Below are 23,721 nucleotides of genomic sequence, written 5' to 3'. Positions count from 1 at the left end.
CTATATTTTAATAATCAAGAGATAAAAACCATAGGTTAATCTTCTTTAAGCCCGTAGAACGGATGAAAAGAAAATCTATATTTGTGACATAAGAGAATTTGGAATAACCGTTTTTTAGTAGAGTAGACACACAAAATGTAGATGTTATGAAGAAGATTATTTTATCACTAATGGTAGTTGCAGCTTTAACCGCTTGTGGAAACAATAAAAAAGCTGATACGAATTCGGCAGACGCAACAGAAAAAGAACAAGTTGTAGATATGCATAATGCTGAAAATTCACTGGATTATTGGGGTGTGTATAAAGGAACGTTGCCTGCGGCCGATTGCCCGGGCATAGAAACGACACTGACCATCAATAAAGATTCAACCTATTTGATGCATTCATCGTATATCGACAGGAATGTTGAATTTGATGAAAAAGGTACCTATACGCTTGATGGCTCCATGCTTGGCTTAAAAGATGGCGAAACCGGTACGGTTGGTTATTTAAGAGTGGAAGAAGGCCAAGTCCGTTGGCTGGATGGGGATAAGCAACCTATCACAGGTGATTTAGCAGAACATTTTATATTGAAACAGACTGAAAAGTTCTAAACTTTAAGCGATATAGCTGAAGACCGGTTTGTATGTCCCAGGAAATCTGGAGAAACAAACCGGCCTTTTTTATTTACCAAAACTTGTTATATTCCGAACTGTACTCGAAACCGACCTCTTTCAGTTTATTAATTAGAATGTTCTTGTTTACATTCATGTCATCACATAAACTGTCTAAAGAAGAGTAATTATCCCGCAATTTCATATTGATGAAGCTAAATAGCATCATCGGGTCATTAGGTAATTCCATTTTTATTTTAAATTAAGAACCCGTCTTCTTGAAAGACGGTGTTTGCAAGCTATTATACAACCAATAATGCGATAAACTGGATAAACAGGATAAGGAAAACCATCGCAATCGGGTAAACCGTTGCATAAGCGATACTCGGCGCGGAACTGTCGCTCATGGAGTCTGCTGCTGCAAGTCCGGGTGTACTGGTCATACCTCCGGCAATTGTACCGATTAAATCCAATATATTTATTTTAAATACAAAATGTCCGAAGACAACTGCAATAATCATTGGAACCATGGTGATGGCTATACCTGTTCCGAACAATGTCCAACCGCTTTCCTGGAAAGTGGAAACCAGATTTACACCGGCAGAAGTACCGACTTCGGCAAGGAATAGCAATAAACCGATCTGACGAAGCAATTGGTTTGCAGAACCGGACATTGACCAGATGATGGGACCAGTTTTACCGATAGCACTTAATACAAGTGCGACAATCAGGATACCACCGGTCAGTCCCGGCGAGAAAGAGAAAGAATCCGAAAATGAGATATTTAATTTTCCGAATAAAACTCCTAATACGATACCGGCTGCAATCGGGAAGAAATCCGTATCCGAAAGCATTTTTTCATTGTTTCCGAATATCTGGCTTACTTCGTCCAGGTCTTCTTTTTCTCCGGCAACCATGATTTTATCACCGAACTTCAGTAGTAAATCCGGTTCGGGAGGAAGGTCGATTCCACTTCGACGGACACGGGTGACCGTACAGGCAAAAGTGCTTTGTAGATTCAGGTATCCCAGTGTTTTATTGATTATATTCTTGTTTGTAACCAACAGCGAACGAAGTTCCTGTGTTTTTCCGAATGGAAGGTCATTGCTCACTTGTTCACCGAGAAGGATCGCTACTTGTTCAAGAGATTTATCATTCCCTACGGCTTTTAGCATATCTCCTTCATGAAGAACCGTTTGTGCCGAAGGAATAACAGTTGTACCATCATGTTTGATACGTGAGATAACCGCTCCGGTCATAGCTCTGATTTGCAATTGAGCCAATGTTTTTCCAAAAACACTGGCATTGGAAACGACAAATGTAGCCGGGTGAAGCGGAGGATATTTACTTTTTCTGCTTGCCTCAAGCGCTTTCGCTTCGGCAATAAGGTCGACACGCATCATTTTAGGTAATAACTTGATAAAGAGGATTACTCCGATTACCCCGAACGGATAGGCAATACCATAAGCAATAGATGCGGAGGAAGAATGCGTGCTGTCGATTGCTACGGCAAGACCGGGAGTACTGGTCAATGCACCGGCTATCAATCCGACAAGGCTGGGCGTATCTATACCGACCAGATATTTAAGAGCTAATCCGGTGAGACTGGCTGAACCTACAATTAACAAGGTTATTAAAATAAGCGTTTTCCCTTTGGAGCGGAATGAGTCGAAAAATCCCGGACCGGCTTGTATTCCGATTGTGAAAATAAATAAGACCAATCCGAAATTACCCAGTTCTTTAGGGATAATTACTCCAAAATGTCCGAATAATAACGCAATGAAAATAACGGCTGATACATCCAGGGAGAGACCTTTAATCTGTATTCTGCCCAGCATAAATCCCAAAGCTATAATCAGGAACAGAGCAAAATAAGATGATTGAAGCAGTGTTTCAAACATGTCAAATAGTTTTGTGATGAAGTATTTTGTGTGCAAAAATACACTTTTTTGCCTGTATAGGCAATCTGCGGACTATATTTCTGCTACCTTTGTGCTCAAATTACAATAGAAACAACAATCTCCCGACGTGAGCAGGTATTTTATATATTTAGGTTATAACGGAAAGAATTTTTGTGGCTGGCAGGTACAGCCCAACGGACTTACGGTACAGCAGTGTATAGAGGATGCTTTGGCGACTTTGTTACGTCAGCCGGTACCCATTATTGGAGCCGGGCGTACGGATGCCGGTGTGCATGCCCGTTTAATGGTTGCCCATTTCGACTGGCATGAACCTATTCAGGATTTGGCTTTTCTTGCAGAAAAACTAAATCGTTTGTTGCCAAAAGATATTGCCATATACCATATTGTTCCGGTTTGCCCGGAAGCACATGCCCGGTTTGATGCAACTTCCCGCACTTATAAATATTATGTTACGACCCGGAAAGACCCGTTCAATTATGAATTGGTTTATAAGATTCCGGGTAAACTGGATTTTGAGGCGATGAATGCGGCATGCCCTGTTTTGTTCGAGTATATAGATTTTACCAGCTTCAGTAAATTGCATACAGATGTGAAGACTAACAACTGCCGCATCAGTTATGCCCATTGGGAACAGGAGGGAGATGTCTGGGTATTTACTATCCGTGCCGACCGTTTTTTACGTAATATGGTTCGTGCAATTGTAGGAACATTGCTTGAAGTGGGTAGGGGAAAACTAACTATTGAGGGCTTTAGGAAAGTGATAGAAGCAAAGGATAGAGGAGAAGCCGGAACATCGGCTCCCGGACATGCTCTGTATTTGGTGGATGTGACTTATCCTGATAAATTATTTGTAAAACAATAGAAAAAACGGTTTGCCCGGTTTTCTTTTTAATAAATAGATAATACTTATGTGGATTGCATTGGCATTCTTATCCGCTTTCCTTTTGGGCTGTTATGATGTAAACAAGAAGATGTCCCTGAATGGAAACGCTGTTCTTCCCGTTTTATTTTTTAATACGCTGATAAGCAGCCTGATTTTTGTCCCTTTTATTATCCTTTCTTTTTGTACGGACTATTTGGATGGAACCATGTTGTATGTTCCCCATGTTTCGTTTGAAACCCATGTCGCCGTATTTATAAAGGCTGTAATTGTCCTTTCTTCCTGGATTTTCGGTTATTTCGGGTTGAAATATTTACCGCTGACCATAACTGGCCCCATCAAAGCCACACAGCCTGTTTTGAATCTGGTCGGTGCCATGCTTATATTCGGTGAACGGCTGAATCTATTGCAGTGGATAGGTGTTATTTTTGCCATTGCTTCATTTTATCTGCTCTCTTCTTCCGGAAGAAAAGAGGGAATACGTTTTACTCATAATAAATGGATATTTTTTACCGTTTTATCTGTGATAACCGGAGCATTAAGCGGCTTGTATGATAAGCATCTGATGAGAAATATGGATGTGATGACTGTGCAAGTATGGTTCAATATCTACCAGTGTATTATGATGATACCTATACTTATGCTGTTTTGGTATCCCCGCAGGAAGACTACCACTCCGTTTACCTGGCGATGGAATATTATATTTATCTCCATATTTCTGTGTATGGCGGACTGGATTTACTTCTATGCCTTGACATTCCCCGATTCCATGATATCGATAGTCTCTATGGTACGTCGTAGCAATGTACTGATAACCTTTGCTGCCGGAGCACTGTTCTTCCATGAAAAAAACTTAAAGAGCAAAGCGATAGACCTTGTTTTGGTATTATTTGGGATGATATTCCTATATTTGGGCTCTAAATAGAAAAGTGAGAAAATGAAGCGAATACTTTTGTTGATATTAGTTTGTGTGTGTGCTTTTACGATAAAGGCTCAGGATATAGATGCTATTTTCGTTACCATGCCGAATAATTATATTCCTCAGTTGGAAAATGAATGGCGGAAGGATTTGGTCGAACTTTATAAATCCGGTCAGGAAGCCAAATTGAAGAATACGATGAACGGCACTTCTTCCATAAAGAAGCTGACGGATGACTACCTGCTGTTGCAGGTTACAGAACGCAGCACTGTAGAGATGAAGTTGCTTCCGCTGGTAAATAATACGAATGTCGTATGTATGATTACAACTGTTTACGGACCGGTTCCCGATAGCCGTATCCAGTTCTTTACAACTACTTGGGAACCTCTGGAAGCATCGGATATGTTTACTCCGGTTTCTGCTGACTGGTTTCTCAAAGAGGATGTAGATAAGAATAGTATTGCTTTTATTGAAAGTACTTCCCGTTTGGATATGGATTTACGTAAGTATTCCCTTAATCCGGACGACCTGACCTTGACGGTAGAATATACGACTCCCCAATATCTATCGAAAGAAGACAGAAAGAAAGTGGAACCTTACCTGAAAGATACACCAAAGGTATATACATGGGAAAAATTCCACTTTAAATAATTGACTAAACAGATGGGGAATGTGAATCCTAACGATGTATCGTTCGTTTGTCTGTATAGATAGCGGGAGGCAGGGTGTATAAAGCTTCTTTGCTCTCAGAAATATTTGTCATTTTAGTTTCTAAATCACCATACCAGAACAAGGTAGATGCATAATCTACTTGCCCGCCGTCCCAGCTGATCAATTCGAAATCGAATTGTAAATGTTCGTTGAAAGGAATGATATCCAGATTTCGTGTACGAACAAAGGTATTGTATCCTCTCGAAGCCTCATCGTCTTCCCGGGGAGCACCGCCGAAGGGATTGAAGTAAGGATGGATAGGTGCGAAAGTTGTATTATAGTAATCCTCCGTGCCACAACCGAAGTGAGAAGGGAATTCTTCATTATCTATCCAGATATGTTCATCACCTTCGCCATACCAGCGTGGGCAATGATTATACAAAGAGAGCATGTCACCTTTAAAAACGCCTCTTCCCTGTAAGGTCCCCATATTATAATCCAAACCACGGTTGGTCTCCAATCCGTTTTCTTGCTTCCATCCCGCATGGAAATATAGTGTGTTAGCATACCATTTCCATGCAGAAACACAAGCCTCTATCTTGATATTGGCGGTGTTTTCGGAAATATTTTCGATTTCGATGTTGGCTTTCTGCCGATAAGGCATGACAAAACGTAGCCTTGAATATCCTTTTCCGTCTGCTTCCAGATAATAGCTGCGGACGGCGGGGGCTCCCATACCAGCTCCTGTCAAATCACTTAATGGTACACATACTGTTTGAACGCCATCGAAAGAGATTTTGACTATCAGATTACGCATTATTGAAGAATAGTTGGCGGAATCGACCTCTGATACATGTATCGAGAGGTTTCGGATTGCTTTTTCTCCTTCGGGAAGTGGCATGCTTAGAGATGAATGGGCAGTTAATCTGCTCTCTTTAATTTCCAGGTTTTCAGTATATGCTTTGGGGTGCATGAGCTGTTCACTGAGTTTTTGTGCCTTATCTTGTAGAGCCTCTCCGTCTTGGAGGGTAAAAGTTTGGACTTTAGTCCCTTTAGGATACGTGCGGCAGGACGTATGGAAGAAGTAATCTCGGTCTACGTTGTCTACTGTTATTTTACAGCTTCGTGCATAAGGAAGAGGATAGTAGAAACTACTTCCTTGTGTAGTAGAATAGTGCTCGTGTTTGTACAATAATCCTTTGGGGATGTTTAGCGGAAATAGAGAAATGTCATAAGCGGGAATAAGAATGCTGGCTTCTTTTTCGCCGTCAAAGTAGATACGAAGATTAGCGCCATCGGCACCGCCCGTAGTCAGTATTCGGGTGAGTACACCAGGACCTTCTTCGTCGAATAATACTTTCTCTACCCGCCCGTTGTTGGCTTCATAACGAATGAATCCTGTATTATCATGATTGGCATGCCATGATGGAGTGCCTGGTGTTACTGACCTGCGATCATAACTGGATATATGTTTGGTTGTAAAAGTTGGAGCGGGAAAACAGGGTTCTGCTTCTACATCGATCATTTCGTCCATCAATGATTCTAAATTAATCTTATCTTTGCAAGAAGAATAATCAGGTCCTTTGCAGGAATAGATGGAAAAAAGAATTGCAAAGCTATACAAATAATATAAAGTAGTAGTTTTCATCGTGTATAATTATGAAGTTAATAAATCATGCAGAAGTGAATTCTTTTTAATTCTGTCTGCCAGAACCTGCTAAGATGGTTTTATTCTTCTTGAGAGATTCCTTCTTTCCTTTTAAGTGTGATTGATTTTTTTCATTTTGGTCATTAGGAATAACAAGTAGCATGCGCAAATCGTTAATACGATCACCGCGCCGGTTTGTCCTCCCATTGTGTCGGAAGCAACGCCCATCAAAACAGGGAAGATAGCGCCTCCTATGATCCCCATGATCATTAATCCGGATATTTCATTATGCCGGGTCGGCATATAGCCCAACGCACTTGAGAAAATAATAGGAAATATATTAGAGTTACCAAAGCCAATGAGTCCTATGCATATATAAATAGCAAGTAAACTTTGGCTGAAGTATAGTCCTATAATACCGGCCATAATCATGAATACACTGATCATGAAGAATTTGACTGGTGAGAACCATGCCAAAATAAATGTTCCGGAAAAGCATCCGATGGTACGTAAGAAGAAATACAGACTAATTACATATCCGGCTTCCGAGAGTGAAATGCCAACTCTTTCTTGTAGAAGTTTCGGAGCTGTAATATTAACTCCGACATCTATGCCTACGTGAACCAGAATTCCAAGGAAAAAAAGAACGATGATGACGTTACTAAGCAGACTGATACATTCGCGAAACGAAGAAGATTGATTTTTTTCTGTCGGTTCTTTAATCGGGGTACTCATCAGATAGAAGATGGCAATTACATCTACTACGGCAAATACGACAAAGAGCAATTTCCAGTTTCCATAGTAGAGGGCAGCTTTTGCAGCAAGAATCGGTGCAATGGCGGAAGCAATGGCTTTAACGAATTGCCCTAATGTGAGAAAACTGGATTGTTTGTCAGGATTTACCATATTGGCTAATAGAGGATTGAGGGATACCTGTATGATCGTGTTCCCGATTCCTATAAAAGAAAAGGCGATGAACATGCTGATACTGTCATAAATCAGACAGGGAATGATCAGCCCGACAAGTGTCAGGACCATGCTTAAAAGAACAGTCTTTTTCCTTCCGATTTTATTCATTAACATACTGGTTGGTACCGAAAATATCAGGAACCAAAGGAAAACCATCACTGAAAATGAATTGGCAGCCGTATCGGACAGACTGAAATCATTTTTTACATAATTGGTGGCAATACCGACCAAATCGACAAATCCCATCGTAAAAAACGCCAGCATAACAGGGATGATACGTGGAATAATACTTTCTTTCTTCATATAATTTGTTTTTTAGTAATTGTTTATCTCGTCCGTTTTATTTGTCTTTTAACAAGCTGAGGGATGCTTCCAGTAATGTAGTGTTTCCTTTGTCCGAATATAATTCGAAGGCCACGAAAGGCTCTTCCGGAAAAGAAAGAGAGGTTAAAGCAACTCTGTTTTCACAGGCAAACAGTTCGACCGAATTATGGTCTGCCAATATATACCAGTCTGTAGTTGGTCCATAGTGTGAATAGGTTGCTCCTACTAATCGGTCGAAACTCTCGGAAAAAGACTGTTCTCTGAGTTGGCTACGGTCTATATAAAAGGAATTTAATTCGGCTTGGTATCCGATGGCGATTCGTTTACCTGATTCTGTTATGAAACGGATTCCATAATCTCTTGCTCCCCATATGGCTCGCCGGTTGGTATTATCGAATGAAAGTTTCAGGATAAACGGCTCTTTAGGAAAAGGTATATCACTGAATATTTTTCTTTCTCCGGTATATTTTATCTTTTCTTCCGAGGAATAGGTGTTTCGGATATAGTTATCTATTGCTTGTACAGGGCGGGAGGCAAGGATATAATAATTACCTTCCGCTTTCAGACTTAGTGTACGGGGGAAGGTTAGACTTCCGCGTCCTTGTTGGGTCGGTAGCAGGTTTGCGTAATCCCAGCTATTCATCCAGCTTAGCATGACCGGATTTTTTCCGGAAAGTGTGATGCCTGCGCAATTATCTTTGCCATAGTCTACCCACAATTCCTGTGTTTGGGTGATTTTGAATCTTGTACCGTTAAAATCTCCGACAAAATACCGTATGCCGGGTGCTCCGTCTGCCGGGCCTCCGTTCATTGTGACGGTTAATACCCATTTTGTCTGTCCGCTGTCGGTAACCTGAAGAGGGAAGAATGACGAACTTTCCCAGTTGCCTTCGGAAAACAGTCCTTCGCCGAATGTACTCAGGTAAGTCCAATGCCGGCAATCGGAAGAAGAGTAGAAACGGATTGTGGAACCGGTGGAAACAGTCATCAACCATTTATTTAAGTTTTCGTTCCAGGATACATTCGGGTTGTATAATTGCTGATATTGGTTGTCTTTTACTATTGGAGCTTCCGGCTTAGTCCATGAAAGACCTTTGTCGAGGCTGTAAGCCATGTAGACTGGTCTGTCCGGAGTCCCTTTATCATTTTGGTAGGTAAAGAATGCGATGAAGGGGGATGTGGTGTCCGAACCCAAGCCGGAGGTGTTTTGTGAATCCACAATAACACTGCCGGAATAAATTTGTCCGAGAGCGTCGGCCGGGATAGCTACCGGCAGTTCTTCCCATTTGACAAGGTCGCGACTGACCGCATGTCCCCAGCCGATATTTCCGAGTACGGCATCAGAAGGATTATGCAGATAAAAAAGATGGTATTCTCCATCGGAATAAACGAGCCCGGATGGTTCGCCCGTCCAGTTTTTACCGGAAGAGAAATGCATCTGAGGCTGGTATTTGTCTTCACCTGTAGTTTTGTTATGGCAGGAATAAAAACATAACAATAGGACGATTATTCCAGCTATTCTGTTTGTATATATCTTTTTCATACTCATACGATATTAGTTTGCCCATGCAGACTTTAATGAATGGACCTCTGCATTGACTAAAAGAATTTCACCATTGGAAGTTAACGAATAAGATTTATTATCCTTTTCCGGCAAGAAACAGGATGTGATTACGATCTGTCCATCATTCCCGAATATCTCTATAGTGGTACGGTCTACAAGAATACGCAGTTTAATTTTTCCATTTTCCGGAGATAAAGGAGCTTCTCCCATGTTGTTTGAAGATGTGATATTTATTCTTTTCGGGCTCCACCAATTTTGTGAAAGCGTTTGCTCGTCAATGGATGGAGAGCCACATTTGATACTCTTTTTTGCCGCATCATAATGGATAACGGCTCCCCGTATCCCTATATCTAATGACGATGCTTGTTGCATGGCTATTTCCAGGTTTATATCATACAACTCTCCATTCATTTCCTGAAATGGGTTATCTCCTTTTTTTATTGTCCGGTTATTCCAGCTTTCCCGCTTTTCGTAAAGTGAGGAAATACCGGAAACCGGCATCCGATACATTTGCATGCCATTGGCTGTTGTTCGTAAAGTCACTTCTGTCGGGAAATTCATTTGTTGTTCGAAAGGCATTCCCGGTAAACGTTTGGTTGGCATCCAGGCAATATGGTAGCACTTACCGTCGGGAGAGTTGCTCCAGGTTTGGGCTGCATAGAAGTTCATACCATAATCTCCTTGCAAAACGTTTGTTTCAGGTATGAAATTCGTCCCGTCAAAGGAGCCGATTCTATAATTCCCATTAGCACCGAAAAAGAGCCATTTCTTATTCTTTTTATCTCCGTCGACAGGGAGCGGGCAAAACCCCGGGCATTCGGAAACTCCTTCTAATAAAACGGTAGACAGGTATTTCCATTCTTTCAGGTTGGGAGAAGAGAATAATCCGAATTTATTGGGTTCATCCATATAAAGTGACATAATCCATTTTTGAGAATCTTCATCCCAGACTACTTTAGGATCCCGGTTTGCATTGTGTATGTTGTTGATTACAGGATTTTGGTCGTAATAATTAAATGTGTATCCTCCGTCAGTACTGTAAGCAATACATTGAGTGCACAAAGGACCTAATCCTCTTCCAGGGTCTCCGCCGTTTGTAATAAAGGCAACGATTGTCTTTTCGTCTCCATCTTGAAAACCGGCAACATTGTTTTCATCAACAATGGCAGAGCCGGACCAGCAACCCGACCATACTTTATGAGGTGTGATATGATTGGGTATCTGTGTCCAGTGTACTAAGTCAGTACTGGTGGCGTGTCCCCAATCTTTATAAGCCCCCGGACGGTGGGGCGGCATATATTGAAAAAATAAATGATAAATTCCATTATAATAAACCAAACCGTTTGGGTCGTTTAACCAGTTTTTCTTTGCAGAGAAGTGGAATTGCGGTCTGTATGTTTCCTGATAATAATCCGGGCGTCCATCTTTTAAAGAGGTTACTCCGGAGTATTTTTGTATTTCTTCATTGGTAAGATAGCGGTTCCATAAAACAATGTGGTCGATTAACCCGTTGAATTGTTCTCCTGAAGGGTTTGTCCCGATTAAAAGAGGTTGACGGTTCCAGTCTCTGATTTCTCCGACTGTCACTTCATCATCCCGGAGTATTCCGTCAATATATAGTTCCGAGGTTTTGCCATTGAACCGGAATAAAATATCGTGCCATTCCGTGTACTCTTCTTTTGTGAGTTTATATTTCAATAGGTGGGCGCCTCCGATTTCATCGCTTCCTATTTTTACTTCAATATAAGTTTCGTTATCAATTGCATTCAGGGATAAACTATAGGAAATACTTTGGTCGTTTCCGTCTTTGTTCAGTATGGGAAGAGAACCGTTTGTTATTTCTTCTGCTTTGATTCTGGCGAGAATCGATATGTTTTTTCCGGTTAAGTTCAGTTTTTCCCCAATACCTTGTCCGGCATTTAATGAACCGTTTTTTAACCGGATTGCTTTACCGTCGCCTCCTCTTGTCACCGATGCTTTAGCTTCTTGGCTGTCGAGGGTTATATAATGAATCTCTCCATGAGAAGCCAACGGACTGTTTATTTCAGTCTGGTCATTCAGATCTGAAAATGACCATGCGGCAACAGCATCCTTAAAGTATTCTGGAGACTGGCAGGATACGAATAATATAGCTGAACATATTATTCTGGTGAGGTTTGTCTTTTTCATAAACTGTTTGTTTTTCAGGAAAGATTTATACAAGATTATATATTATGTGGTAACGGCTTGAAGAAAACAGATTGTTGCAAGATTCATAAATCATTGCAACAATCTGTTTATATCCTGGGATTAGTAACCCGGATTTTGCTTATACAATCCTTTCACATAACTGATTTGTGTTTGTGGAATAGGGAAGTATTCATCACGTCCTTTGGTAAATTGAGCGTCTTTCAAATAGGAACGTCTTGTTTTTTCCACTTTGAAATAGGCATTCATTTCTTCAGCTGCAATACCCCAGCGGACCAGGTCGAAGAACCATTTGCCTTCTGTACAGAATTCGAGGTTACGTTCCCATCTTAAAGCTTTGAATGCAAATTCCTGATCCCATGCCGGACAATTGACTCCCGGAATATAGGCGTTTACTTCAAATTTGCCAGTAGGTGTTCCATCTGCAAACTTCAAATTATCCGTGCTGGTTGCAGCGCGTTGGCGTATCTCGTTGATTAAACTTAATGCTTCGGATAAGTTTGCCTGTCCACCTAATTGAATCAATGCTTCAGCTCTCCACAACATAACTTCGTCCAGACGGAGTACATCGTAATTCAGCCCGCTACCCATGAACGGGTTTGTCTTTCTGAAACAAGGGCAGGAGGGAAGAACTATCAGCTTCTGGCTCATAGAGTAGCCATATACTTCAGGGGTACGAACCCAACTTTTTTCCATGATGAATTCAGGATCATACTTCCAGGGCATTTCCGGAACACATGCGGTATGCATTAAGCGTGGGTCCATCGGGATTTTGGAAAATGCTTCTTTATTATCCAGCATTTCTCCTGTGTTGAAATTTTCAAAATCAGGTACACCTTTTACTGTCTTGAAGCGGTTCATCATATTTACGGAAGGTTGCAGGAATCCGCAGCATCCGTATTCGGAATTGACCGGATAGATTAACCAGGCATTATTTCTTCCAACCGGAGAATTATCGTTGTTGGCAGAGTATTGAATGGCCCACAAACTTTCCTGCCCGTTTTCATATTCCCATAAGAAGTTATGGGCAAAATTCGGGAACAGGCTTTTTCCTGAATGGTCTATTACATCTTTGCAGAGTTCAGCTACTTCAGTCAGTTTTTCTTTATTGATATTTATTACCTGATTAGTTTCATTCTGTTCGTAGGCTGCAAACAACAGTGTTTTAGCCAAATAAGCTTCTGCAGCGAAACGGGTCGGTCTACCAACTTCCGTCTGTTTTTCCGGTAGGTTTGCGACAGCAAAGCGGAAGTCGTCAATCAGTTTACCCCATAATTCCTGGTCGGTCAATGTGTCATTGCTGACTTTGTCATACTCGTCTGTCGGAGTGTTTTCGTCTATGTACGGGAAGAACCGGAAACATAATTTCATGTACATGTAGATATGTCCACGCAGGAAGCGGAGTTCCGCAATCCGTTGGTTTTTCAAGGGAAACTCATCTTCACTGAGTGCTTGCGCCCTGCGAAGAGCATCGTGTACACGTCCCACTCCTACATAATGTACCCACCAAAGGTTGTCCAAATCGCCGGAAGTGGTAGCTTGCATGTATGTGAATGTTTCCCAGAGGTTTCTTTCTGCATTGTCGTTTGTACCGGAACCGCCTTTATATGCTTCGCCTCCTCGTACGGAACCTTCTTCGTAAGGCATACCGAATTGTTTGTTAAAATGATTCTGCCCGCAGAAAGAATAAGCGGCAATAACCATTTGTTCAACTTTTTCTGCACTGTTCAAATCACTGTCGTCGATTACTCCCTGAGGTTTTTCATCCAAAAGGGAAGTACAGGAAAGTAAAAACGACAAAGAAAGTACGGAACTTATTAATTGGATTGTTTTCATTTTATTATCAGTTTTTCAGTTCATTTCAGAATGTTACATTTACACCCATTGTCATAGAGAATGGAAGCGGATAGCTGCTTCCCGGAGTTTCCGGGTCAAGACCGGTATAGGCATTCTTGCCCCATCCTTTTTTCAACGTGGCGATATTGTCGGCACGAAGTGAGAAACGCGCACGTTTTATTTTGATTGCTTTGGTCACCCGTTCCGGTATGGTATAGCCTAATTCGGCATTTCTGATTTTCAGATAGGAACCGCTTTCGACAAAATAAGTGGAGAAACGACCTTCATCATTATAGTTGTTGATAGATAAAGCCGGGATAGTGGAGGATGTATTGGTCGGAGTCCACGCATCCAGCATTCTGGTTCCATAGTTTTCCCCGGAGGTACTCAGGGCATAGATATCAGTCCAGCTCTTCCATCCGCTAACGTTCAAATCTTTGCCGGCTACACCGTTGAAGAAAATACTGAAGTCGAAATTCTTGTAAGTAAGACCGATTGTAACACCGTATTCAAGAGCTGGGTTCTCGTCACCTATCCATGTACGGTCATCACTGTCTATTTTACCATCGTTATTAAGGTCTTTATAACGGATACGTCCCGGGGCTGCACCAACCTGGGTCGGGGCATTTTTAACTTCTTCATCATTCTGGAACAAGCCGTCGGCCACATAACCATATAAAGAATTCTTCGGACGTCCCAAAATATTATCTTCTTTACCATTACCGGCGAAGTTGTTGATTACATCGTCCGGCACATTCATGATTTTTTGCTTGTTGTGTGAGAATACGCCGCTTATGTCGAAACCTACTTCACCGAATTTATCCGAATAGTTCAAAGTCAATTCAAAACCTTTGTTATCTATATCCGCTCCGTTCAACCACATATGAGCACCTTCTCCGAGTGTGGCAACAGTACCCGGTTTCATTAGGATATCGCGGGTATATTTCAGGTAGTAATCGAAAGAACCGCTGAATTTGGAATCGAAGAAACCGAAATCAAGACCGAAGTTATGTTGTGAAGTCGTTTCCCATTTCAGGTTCGGGTTACCTCTTTGAGTCCTGTGATAACCGGAAGGCAGGTTGCCGCCGCTTCCTGTGATATCATAAGCCGTACCCCAGTTCCAGTCATCAATATTTCCTACATCATAAAGCGGCATATACATTTGATATGCAGCATAGGCGTCAATTTGTGAGTTACCATTTTGTCCCCAGCCATAGCGGAGTTTTAATTGGGATACTTTGGATAAAAGTTCACTCAGGAATTTTTCGTTTTTCAATGACCATCCCAAAGAGAATGCAGGGAATGTGGCCCAACGGTTGTTGGAACCGAATACGGATGAAGCATCACGGCGTAATGTAACGGATGCCAGGTAACGGTTGTCATAATTATAGTTGATTTTTCCGAACCAGGAAATCATTGTGTTGCCGATTGCATTACCTCCGTTGTCTTTTTCGTCTTCACCGGAATCCAATTGCATGTAATCCGGATTCTCCAATGCGTATACCCTGCGGCTTCCCCAAAGTTTGTTGTAATTATGACGGATTGTTTCCTGCCCGAGCATTACATCGAAATTGTTTTTTCCCAGGTCGAATACATATTGCAAGACATTACTGTTGTTCCAGTTTAAGTCATAGCTGGCTTCTTCATATACTTTGTTCTTATCTTCGCTCATGAAGCCGGATTTGTATCTCAGATCCATTGTCTTTTTCCAGAAACCTGTAAGGTCGATACCGAAAGAAGAGCGGAAAACCAGTCCTTTTAAAAATTCAATGTTGATATATCCGTTACCGAACAGACGAAGGTTGTCCTGATGGTTCTGCATATTATCTTCGATAAGACGAACGGGATTCTGACGGTCGCTCATACCTCCGACCGGGCCTCCCCAGCCTTCGCCATCGACAGTATGAACCGGAACGATGGACATAAGCGATTTACAACCGCCCAGGTTACCGTCTCCGATATTCGAGCTTTGACGCCACTTGGATACAGTCATGTTTTCACCGACTTTTACGCGTCCGTCCAACCAGGAATAGTTTGTGTTGACACGTCCGTTGAAACGATTGAAGAAGCTACCCTTAATGGTACCCTTATTATCATAATAATCCAGAGCGAACAGAGCATTACCGCTATCGTTTCCAGTGGAAAGGGTGACATTGTATTGTTGTACGTGTCCGGTACGTAATATCTCTTTTTGCCAGTCCGTATCGGCAGAGCGCATAGTTTTTGTTTCCGGATCGAGCCATTCATTCCAGCTAACTTTGTCGAGAACAAAGTTACCGTTGGCATCTTGGTGGTCTTCATATTTGTATAATCCACCGATACCTACTTCACTGGGATTAGCATCCGGATTGTCATTTTTGATAGCCCAATATTGTGCAATACCACGTTGTTCGGTATTCATCAATTCATAGGGTTTCTTTTTGCTTACTACCGTGTAGGATGCTTTAAAATCGACGGTTGTTCCTTTTTTCCCTTTGCGGGTGGTGATGATAATAACACCATTGGCTGCACGTGAACCATAGATAGAGGCGGAAGATGCATCTTTCAATACTTGCATGGATTCGATATCCATTGTTGCCAGTTCTTCCATGGAGCGGGTGGTTGGCGTACCGTCAATGATATACAACGGATCATTGTTGTTCAGAGTGCCTTCTCCACGTATACGGATTGTGGCGGATGGATTAGGTGAACCGTTTGCCGAAACGGACATACCTGCAACTTTACCCTGAGCAGCACGCATAACGCTACCTGTTGAGCTGGACCTGATTTGGTCTACCTTGATAACAGATACGGAACCTGTGAGGTCTGCTTTCTTCTGACTGGTATAACCGGTAACGACGACTTCATCAAGATTGAGTGCGTCTTCAGTCATGGTGATTGTGGCATTATTTGCTTTTTTAATAGGAATGGAGGTTGTTTTGTAACCGATAAAACTGAATTCAAGCGTACCGTCATCGCTTGTTGTTGCTAGTGAAAAGTTTCCATCCATATCGGAAATCGTACCATTGCTTGTTCTCCCTTTTTCAACAATGGTTACACCGGGTAGAGGTTCTCCTTGTTCATCTACCACTTTTCCTGTCACAGTTTTCTTTTGTTGAACTACTGAAAGCATTGAATCAGTCGTTGTCGTTCCGAAAACATGTACAGGAATAACACATAAGGAAGCAAGAAATGCCAGTCGGCATGCGGATTGCTTCATTTTAGTTTTTACTTGATTCATGAAATAGAGTATTTATTATTAAACTTAAGGAATATACAATCGTATGTGGTCTGATGATAGAGTTTGTATGTAATCACTAACCGATGCAAATGTAATTATAAAATTTATATATGCAAACAAAAATGTTGTATATATGATAAAATATTTATTTGTTTTTAAAAGGGTATGTTTTACATATTATTATCGAATTCACTGCTTTGTCTTTACTTATGTATTGCTTGGTTTTGGATAATATCTATGTATATCAGTGCTTTATAAATGTAAAAAGCACGGATCTTTTGAAAATCCGTGCTTTGAGGTGAATAAGCAAATATTATTTTACAACAATTATTTTTATGGATGTTGAAGCGGTGCTAACCTAATATTTTTAATATTTACATCTTCACTGCGGAATAGTAACTGTTTTACAATCAGTTCGGGACGGTAAGTTACCATTGTACGTTGTCCTGCTATTTCCGTGTCGATAACAGAACCTCCGAATTTATCTGTTCCTTTAACTATCAGACGTACAGTGAAAGGCTTGTTTGTATCAATCAGGTTTTCAATTGCGTAATTACGTGCCTGTTGGGGATTCCCGCCTTCCCGGAGTGACTTTTCTTTTCCTGCGAACTGCTTTGTTGAACCATCGGCATATTGGGCTATTCCTTCATTCGGGTTTATCTGCAATTCACAAGCATTTTGTTCTCCGTCTTCCGATAAGAATACAATGCCGACTTTGCCCTTTTGAGTTTTTGAGGGAAGAACATCAAATGATAATAGGAATGAAGTATTTTCTGCCGGTAAAATTTCTGTTTTAGTCAGTTTACGGACCAGAGTCTTAGGTTTTTCGGTTACAGGAGTTATTTCATCCATCCACTTTGTTCCGATTCTTCCGTCCGGATACTGAATTAATTCGTGGATAACCAGTGGACCACCCCATGCTCTTGACTGTAACCAGCCTGCCATCAGGAAACGTCCGTCTTTGATCTCAGTAACAGCCGGGACGCTTAATCCGTTATAGAAATCTTGTCCTAAACTAACAATATCCGTGTAGGCGCTTTCCGGGGCATTTGCCGGTTTTGCCCATTGCCGGGTAAAGCCTCCGAGTATGTAATCGAAATTACCCCAACGGAAGAAGAATGTACAGTCACCTCCCAGTGGAAAATTCGGGTTGGTGCTATGCCAGCCGTGGTTTATTGTTTCGGAATCCCATGTTCCTTTGGCTCCGTAATTAGCAAGCATTTTCAGTTTTCCTTCCGGATCTGTATAAATACTTGGGTTTTCACAAGGGTGGAACAGGATATGGGTTTTCTTGAACTTGGAGATACCGTCTTCACTGATAGAATAAGTGGAACCTGCCGGAATACAAGTCATAGTGTCATAATCGAAAGAACCTGATTTGCCATGTTTTTCCAGATAATCCCATTGGATGGGTAAGGCGGTCTGTTCTTTCGGATATATACGTGTGGTATGAAGTCCGTAACTGATACAGAATTTGCCATCAAACAGGAAAGGTGTACCGGTACCGAATGTTTCCCATTGATGTTCGATAGGGGTTGCCGGTTCATGTTCAGTCCATGTCAGGAAGTCGGCAGTGGATAGGTGTTCGAAATAATGTCCGCCCCGTCCGAATTTGCTTCCATGTCCTCGGCGGTCAAACAGATAGAATAAATGGTACCGTCCGTTATGGAAAAACGTAACGACATCGCCCACCCAAGCATTATGCCAACGGGGAGTCCAGTATTGGATATCCTGACTTATTTCGGGACCATTTGCCTGCACTCTTTCCGCTTGTAATGCAGGAAGATATAGGGATGCTTCCTGTACATATTGAGGATTGATATGCCAACTGTTGTTTTCTTTCCAGTTAGGGTATCCTAAAGGAAAATCATTGTCTACCAGTTTCCCATCTACATAAATACTCCAGTTTACTCCTGAAAAGTTGAGTGTGATTTCATGCTTTCCTTCCGGATTATCGAGCATGGCAAGCGGGAAACCGATGGTCATATCTTGTCTGATGGTTTTATCTGTTGAAGATTGGAGCGCAAGACTGGCTTCCAGCACAGGTACAGTTCCGTCCTGCATTTTAAACGCCGGATAGTTCTGGCGGCTTCGTTCCAACGGATTACTTTGCCGGAGGTTGACACTTAATACCCAAGGTATTTCAAGGAGGCAGGTTTCCCGTTCCGGTTTTTTCAAGTCTGCTGTAAATTTGAGGGTAAATCCGTTTTCAGTGTTTGCCGGAGCTTGAAATACGTTCTGAGATTTCCGGATATCCAGGCTACTTTGGGGTACTCCTGTTGTCTTGAAGTTCCACGAGGAAGATAATAGTTGAATTCCACGAGGTCCCGGACTTTCGGCTTTCACAGAGGAAATCATTGTTCCAATCATGGCAACGGCAAGTGCGATTCTTGCAATAGTCGTCTTTTTCATTCCTGTTTGTTTTTATGAATTTGTATATTATTTCTGTTATGGATGAACCGATTGCTTATCCGAGGTTTCAGATAATGCGGATAAGAATATTCCACAATCTTCTTTTTGTATGGCATGGATACCCATGGCTCCGTTCAAGGCTGCTCCAACTGAAGCTTCCTCATTGTAGGCAACCGTATATAAAGGACATCCGAAAGTTTTTTCAATGATATTCCGGAAAAGCGTGTTTCGTTTCAGTCCGTTCCCGCTTGCGCAGATATAGTGTGTCCGTTCCCTTAGTTCTGGGTAGAAGCCGGTCATATAATATTCTGACAATCCGGTCAGAAAGCCGGAAATGAAGTATCCCGGATGGAAGTTATAAGCAGACAGATTATCGATAGAACCTCTTCGGGATAAATCTTTTCGCTGTCCGTCTAAAAGCGGAGAGATTTGCAGTTGGTTGGTTTCATTCAAAACTTCTTGTCCGCATGCTTCCATTTTTTTCCATAACATGTTTTCGTCTATCTGCGTGGAGCCTAAAAGGACTGTACCTACTTCTTTGAAGAAATTGAATAAAGATTTATATACCGAACCTCCGTTGATAAAGCTGGTCGCTAAAAGAAATGAAGTTTCATTATAAGGACGTAGCTGCGTTTCAAATCCGTCGATATATTTTTCATATATCTTTATATCTTCTTTGTTGATGAGGCAGGATAGTTGGGTTCCTGTTCCGGCATTTAGGAGTATAGCTTCTTCCGGGTTGGTTACACTTCCTAAGAAACTTGCTTGATTATCACCTATGGCACAAATTACAGGTATGTTATTGGCATAACCGATGATTTGTGAATCGGATGAAATTCGAGGGAAATGAATAGTTTCCATCTGAAGTTTCCGGATAGCCTCCCGATCCCATTCCGAGGTTTGTATATTGAAAAGCCCGATGCTGTGTGCATTGGATTCATTCATATAATCCGGTTTTGTTTCTGCCAGCATTGATGCAAAGTAATCGGCAACCGTACAAAAACCGGTTATGTCTGTCCTTTTATCGCAGTGTAACCATTTATAAAGAGTAATAATGCCATATCCGTTAGCAAGGGCATCGGATGTGGATGTTTGGACTTTTTCCAACAGGCTGATACCTTCGGGCAAAAGCATGTTTCCACTTTTATCTTGCCAAGTCACCAGATTGGTAACAGCTTTTCCCTGCAGGTTTAATCCGATAATGCCATGCATTTGTCCGGTAAATCCGTATGATACGATGTTTATGTCTTTAATGGCATTTATTTCATCCAATATCTTGAAGAATAAAGCCGACAGTTTATCCAGGGATTGTTCCTTTCTCCATGCCTCTTCAAAAGGGAGATAAGCATTCGTTGTATAGCATAGTTCTTTTTCTATTTTTTTCTTTTTCAGGCTGATTACAACAGCCGACAGTGAAGTTGTACCAAAGTCAAAACCAACTATGCAAGGGTTCTGTATCATATTAATTATAATTTAATCGGTTATTTCTTGTACTTTTATATTTTTGAAAGTAGCACTGCCGTTTTTGATAAAGAAGAAAATATTTTTCCCCTTTTGTTCTGCGAGGCGATTAATGATGCATCTTTGGCTGTTCAGGCAAACATCGATGAATTCATTTTTTACAATTACGTCTAAAATAAGAGGTTCACGTAGGCCTTTTACTCCATTTATCCCGGTATTGTGGATAAAGATACTTTCTTTATTCGGGTTAAGTTCCAGTTTATATCCTCTTTTTTCTTTGCCTGTTGCCCTGACAAACAGTCCCAGTTCGTCATAATTCCCATCCGGTTGTATTTCCATGGTAATACGATAGTTACCTGGTAAATTTAGAAGAGAAGCTGTACTTATACCATTAGGTGCATTCATGATGAGCTTATCTCCTTTCAGCAATGCTGTACGGCTGGATGACGGAATCTGGATTGCGGGGGTTTGTACCGGTTTCATTGCAGGGAGCACTTCCGGAAGGAATTTGGTATAAAGTGTTCCGTCAGGTAATTGGCTGACCTCTCTAAGTAAAGCGTTTCCTCCCCAGATGTCGCTTCCGTTATCTTTTCCATCGCGTCTGCAAGGCATATAAGCAACTGCAATTCTTCTTCCGTTTTTAAAACCTGAAGTTTTATATACACTTGCCCATCTTTCAACAAAGGCTTGTGTCGTAGGGTATTCCCAAGGACCGTAAGGTTGTTTGGATTTTACGTAATAGCTATCTCCGCCTACACTGTAAAGAAGATAATACCAATCATTCCATTTAAAATAGTCCGAACATTCGGGGGTGGCTACCTGCCCGGTAAGAGGGGACTCTATTTCTTTCCAATTTTTCAGGTCGTTGGATACCAGATGTACAAGGTAGCCTCCGAAGCCTTCCAGTTCAGGGTTCTTTTTATATCCTGAGATAAAGAGGTGGAATAGTCCGTTTTCATCTTTGAATGCTTTGGGGTCGCGGAAATCCCGGCTTACACATTCTTCCGGTGCGAAATAGAAAGGATTGGGTTGTTGTTTGATATATTTTTTCCCTCCGTCGGTACTTATAGCATAACTGAGTTGTTCGTGTACCTGTCCGTTTTCTTTTACCCGAGTGGAATAGAATGCATAAAATTTGCCGTTATTTTCAAGTACAGAACCGGTACAAATGGATTTTTCCCATTCTTCGTCAATACCGACGGCAACCGGATAATGTTTCCAGGTTTTTAAATCCTCGGAGGTACTTAATGCCCATTGGTGTCCGCCCAGTCCGCCTAATCCCGAATGATGCCCTTCATCAAGTAGCCAATACAGGTAGAATGTACCGTTATGGTAATAGGGCATGCAATCTCCGGTAAACAAACGTTCTTCCGTCGGTTTGAAATATTGGATATGCGTAGTTTTTTGGATAGCCGGATTATAATCCTTAACAACTTGTGCTGTTGCACCGATTACGGAAAACAGACAGACTGATAATACAATTTTCTTCATGATATGTAGAATTAGAGTTATACGATGGAATTTTCTTTTCTTGAACCGATATGCTTCATATCGTCTGCAAATGTAATACTAAATTTTATATATGCAAACACAAAATGAATATATATGATAATATATTATTGTCATTAATGTTACATATATGGTAAAATGTATGTATATTTGTGGAAAATAATGTTTGTCATACGTCGTTGTATATTAATAATAAGGAAAAATATTTTTGACACGTATTTTAAACAGATATGTAAACAGTTGATAAATAATTATTAAATTTGCATTTATAATAAAAGAACTCAAGTGATGGAAGTAAAGATTAACTATAAGACTATTTATACCACTCTGAAAGATGAAATAACCAATGGCGATTTTCCTGCCGGTTCATTATTACCGACAGAGCAGACGCTTGCACAGAAATATTCCGTATCCCGCCCTACAATAGCTAAGGTGTACAACCAGCTTCAGGCGGAAGGTTATTTGAAAAAGACGAAAGGGTTAGGCACTATTGTTGTCCATGAAAATACATCTACCGAAATCACATTTGGGTTATTATTGCCAGGGGCTGGAGAATCTGAAATATTTTCCATCATTAACGACCAGCTTCTGAAATTATCCGAAAGCGGTCGTTTTAATTGTCTTTGGGAAGGGGCTACGGCAAGTAGTGCCGGTATAAGGAGGACATTGATAGAAACATGTTGTGATAATTATATAAAAAGAAAGGTGGATGGTATTTTCTTTTCTCCGTTGGAAAGGGTTCCGGATGCCAATGAAATAAATATTCGTATTTGCAGAGACATTAAGAATGCCGGTATACCTTTGATACTGATAGACCGCGATGTGCTGAATTTTCCTGAACGAAGCACATTCGACCTTGTTTCTTTGGATAACTTCAATGCCGGTTGTTTGATGGCGCAGCATCTGGTAGACGCTGGTTGTGAGTTAATCCATTATTTCTACCGCCCGGATTCTGCCAGTTCTGTGATGTTGCGTTTATCGGGAATTAAAGATGTTGTTCAAAAATATAACCTCCCGTTTAATGAAAGTAATGTTTATTGCGGAAATCCTGAAGATGTAAAGTTTGTGGAACAGATACCGGTTATTCCTGGAAAAACAGGTATAATCTGTGCTAACGATTCTACAGCCGCTGTCTTAATGTCTACCATTGATGCAATCGGACTTAAAATCTCATCGGATTTGCTGATTTGCGGTTATGATAATATGAAATATTCCCAGCATCTTAAACATGCGTTGACTTCTTTCAAACAACCCTGTGAAGAAATAGCCAACGTCAGTGTAGAGTTGATGGTACGGCGAATAAAAAACCGGAATGCCGTTCCTGTCGCTGTCAATCTTACCGGAGAAATTATACCCCGGGATTCGAGTGTTTTTATACGGAAGAAATAAAGAATTCGTAATTGCTTCTCAGTCAATCATAGTGTCAGGGTTTTGCTATAAATAATGGCATTATTACAGCGTAAGCCCTTTTTTATTGACTTGAACAATGAACAAATACCGCTTTTCAGAGGAATCCAGGCACTTCCGGGCATTGAATCAGGGGGATTTTTTCTATTATCCGGCACTTATTCCCATCTATTCCAAGGGTAATTTCAATTAGTTGCGGTACTAATTCCAACTGTCTGC

16 protein-coding genes are annotated in these 23,721 nt (G+C 41.2%); 5 read left to right on the top strand and 11 right to left on the bottom strand.

Annotated features, from left to right (window positions below; translation table 11 throughout):
• The first annotated feature begins 146 nt into the window (after positions 1-146).
• A complete protein-coding gene (locus ACGE0T_RS13575) occupies positions 147-593 on the top strand; it encodes a copper resistance protein NlpE (protein ID WP_459187163.1) in 447 nt (148 codons plus the stop codon).
• 73 nt (positions 594-666) lie between these two features.
• Here the strand turns inward: ACGE0T_RS13575 and ACGE0T_RS13570 are convergent, their stop codons facing one another.
• Both ACGE0T_RS13570 and ACGE0T_RS13565 read right to left on the bottom strand, forming a co-directional pair.
• The gene (locus ACGE0T_RS13570) at positions 667-843 is read right to left on the bottom strand and encodes a DUF4250 domain-containing protein (RefSeq protein ID WP_459187162.1); all 177 of its coding nucleotides are present in this window, start codon (positions 841-843) and stop codon (positions 667-669) included.
• Positions 844-895: 52 nt separating this feature from the next.
• Entirely contained in the window at positions 896-2,494 is a 1,599-nt protein-coding gene (locus ACGE0T_RS13565; RefSeq protein ID WP_459187161.1) for an aspartate:alanine exchanger family transporter, read from the bottom strand.
• A 127-nt stretch (positions 2,495-2,621) separates the two neighbouring features.
• On the opposite strand from ACGE0T_RS13565, the gene truA reads away from it, so the two are divergent.
• The 3 genes from truA to ACGE0T_RS13550 are packed head-to-tail and all read left to right on the top strand — an operon-like array spanning position 2,622 to position 4,965.
• The gene (gene truA, locus ACGE0T_RS13560; protein WP_459187160.1) at positions 2,622-3,377 is read left to right on the top strand and encodes a tRNA pseudouridine(38-40) synthase TruA; all 756 of its coding nucleotides are present in this window, start codon (positions 2,622-2,624) and stop codon (positions 3,375-3,377) included.
• Positions 3,378-3,423: 46 nt separating this feature from the next.
• Positions 3,424-4,320, top strand: coding sequence for an EamA family transporter (locus ACGE0T_RS13555; protein ID WP_459187159.1), 897 nt, complete (start codon positions 3,424-3,426; stop codon positions 4,318-4,320).
• Between the two features lie 12 nt (positions 4,321-4,332).
• Positions 4,333-4,965 (top strand): DUF3256 family protein, encoded by a 633-nt coding sequence (locus tag ACGE0T_RS13550; protein ID WP_459187158.1) that lies wholly within the window; start codon positions 4,333-4,335, stop codon positions 4,963-4,965.
• 28 nt (positions 4,966-4,993) lie between these two features.
• Here the strand turns inward: ACGE0T_RS13550 and ACGE0T_RS13545 are convergent, their stop codons facing one another.
• The 9 genes from ACGE0T_RS13545 to ACGE0T_RS13505 all read right to left on the bottom strand — a co-directional run bounded on the left by ACGE0T_RS13545 (position 4,994) and on the right by ACGE0T_RS13505 (position 22,077).
• Positions 4,994-6,613: a glycoside hydrolase family 172 protein gene (locus ACGE0T_RS13545; RefSeq protein WP_459187157.1), complete on the bottom strand. Its 1,620-nt coding sequence runs from the start codon at positions 6,611-6,613 to the stop codon at positions 4,994-4,996.
• A gap of 111 nt (positions 6,614-6,724) precedes the next feature.
• On the bottom strand, positions 6,725-7,885 hold the full coding sequence (locus ACGE0T_RS13540) for an MFS transporter (protein ID WP_459187156.1): 1,161 nt from the start codon (positions 7,883-7,885) through the stop codon (positions 6,725-6,727).
• 37 nt (positions 7,886-7,922) lie between these two features.
• The gene (locus ACGE0T_RS13535; protein ID WP_459187155.1) at positions 7,923-9,449 is read right to left on the bottom strand and encodes a GH32 C-terminal domain-containing protein; all 1,527 of its coding nucleotides are present in this window, start codon (positions 9,447-9,449) and stop codon (positions 7,923-7,925) included.
• A gap of 12 nt (positions 9,450-9,461) precedes the next feature.
• Positions 9,462-11,639, bottom strand: a complete 2,178-nt coding sequence (locus ACGE0T_RS13530) for a LamG-like jellyroll fold domain-containing protein (RefSeq protein ID WP_459187154.1) — start codon at positions 11,637-11,639, stop codon at positions 9,462-9,464.
• A gap of 120 nt (positions 11,640-11,759) precedes the next feature.
• On the bottom strand, positions 11,760-13,493 hold the full coding sequence (locus tag ACGE0T_RS13525; RefSeq protein ID WP_459187153.1) for a RagB/SusD family nutrient uptake outer membrane protein: 1,734 nt from the start codon (positions 13,491-13,493) through the stop codon (positions 11,760-11,762).
• 25 nt (positions 13,494-13,518) lie between these two features.
• Positions 13,519-16,713: a SusC/RagA family TonB-linked outer membrane protein gene (locus tag ACGE0T_RS13520; RefSeq protein WP_459187152.1), complete on the bottom strand. Its 3,195-nt coding sequence runs from the start codon at positions 16,711-16,713 to the stop codon at positions 13,519-13,521.
• 333 nt (positions 16,714-17,046) lie between these two features.
• The gene (locus ACGE0T_RS13515) at positions 17,047-19,125 is read right to left on the bottom strand and encodes a glycoside hydrolase family protein (protein WP_459187151.1); all 2,079 of its coding nucleotides are present in this window, start codon (positions 19,123-19,125) and stop codon (positions 17,047-17,049) included.
• A gap of 36 nt (positions 19,126-19,161) precedes the next feature.
• Positions 19,162-20,586, bottom strand: coding sequence for a sedoheptulokinase (locus tag ACGE0T_RS13510; protein ID WP_459187150.1), 1,425 nt, complete (start codon positions 20,584-20,586; stop codon positions 19,162-19,164).
• A gap of 12 nt (positions 20,587-20,598) precedes the next feature.
• Positions 20,599-22,077: a family 43 glycosylhydrolase gene (locus tag ACGE0T_RS13505; RefSeq protein WP_459187149.1), complete on the bottom strand. Its 1,479-nt coding sequence runs from the start codon at positions 22,075-22,077 to the stop codon at positions 20,599-20,601.
• 306 nt (positions 22,078-22,383) lie between these two features.
• Between ACGE0T_RS13505 and ACGE0T_RS13500 the strand changes: the two genes are divergently transcribed.
• Positions 22,384-23,484: a GntR family transcriptional regulator gene (locus ACGE0T_RS13500; RefSeq protein WP_459187148.1), complete on the top strand. Its 1,101-nt coding sequence runs from the start codon at positions 22,384-22,386 to the stop codon at positions 23,482-23,484.
• Positions 23,485-23,721 lie beyond the last annotated feature (237 nt).

The organism is Parabacteroides sp. APC149_11_2_Y6 (assembly GCF_054506995.1).
The sequence above is the reverse complement of the archived record's forward strand: the minus strand, read 5'-3'. Positions and strand labels throughout refer to the sequence as shown.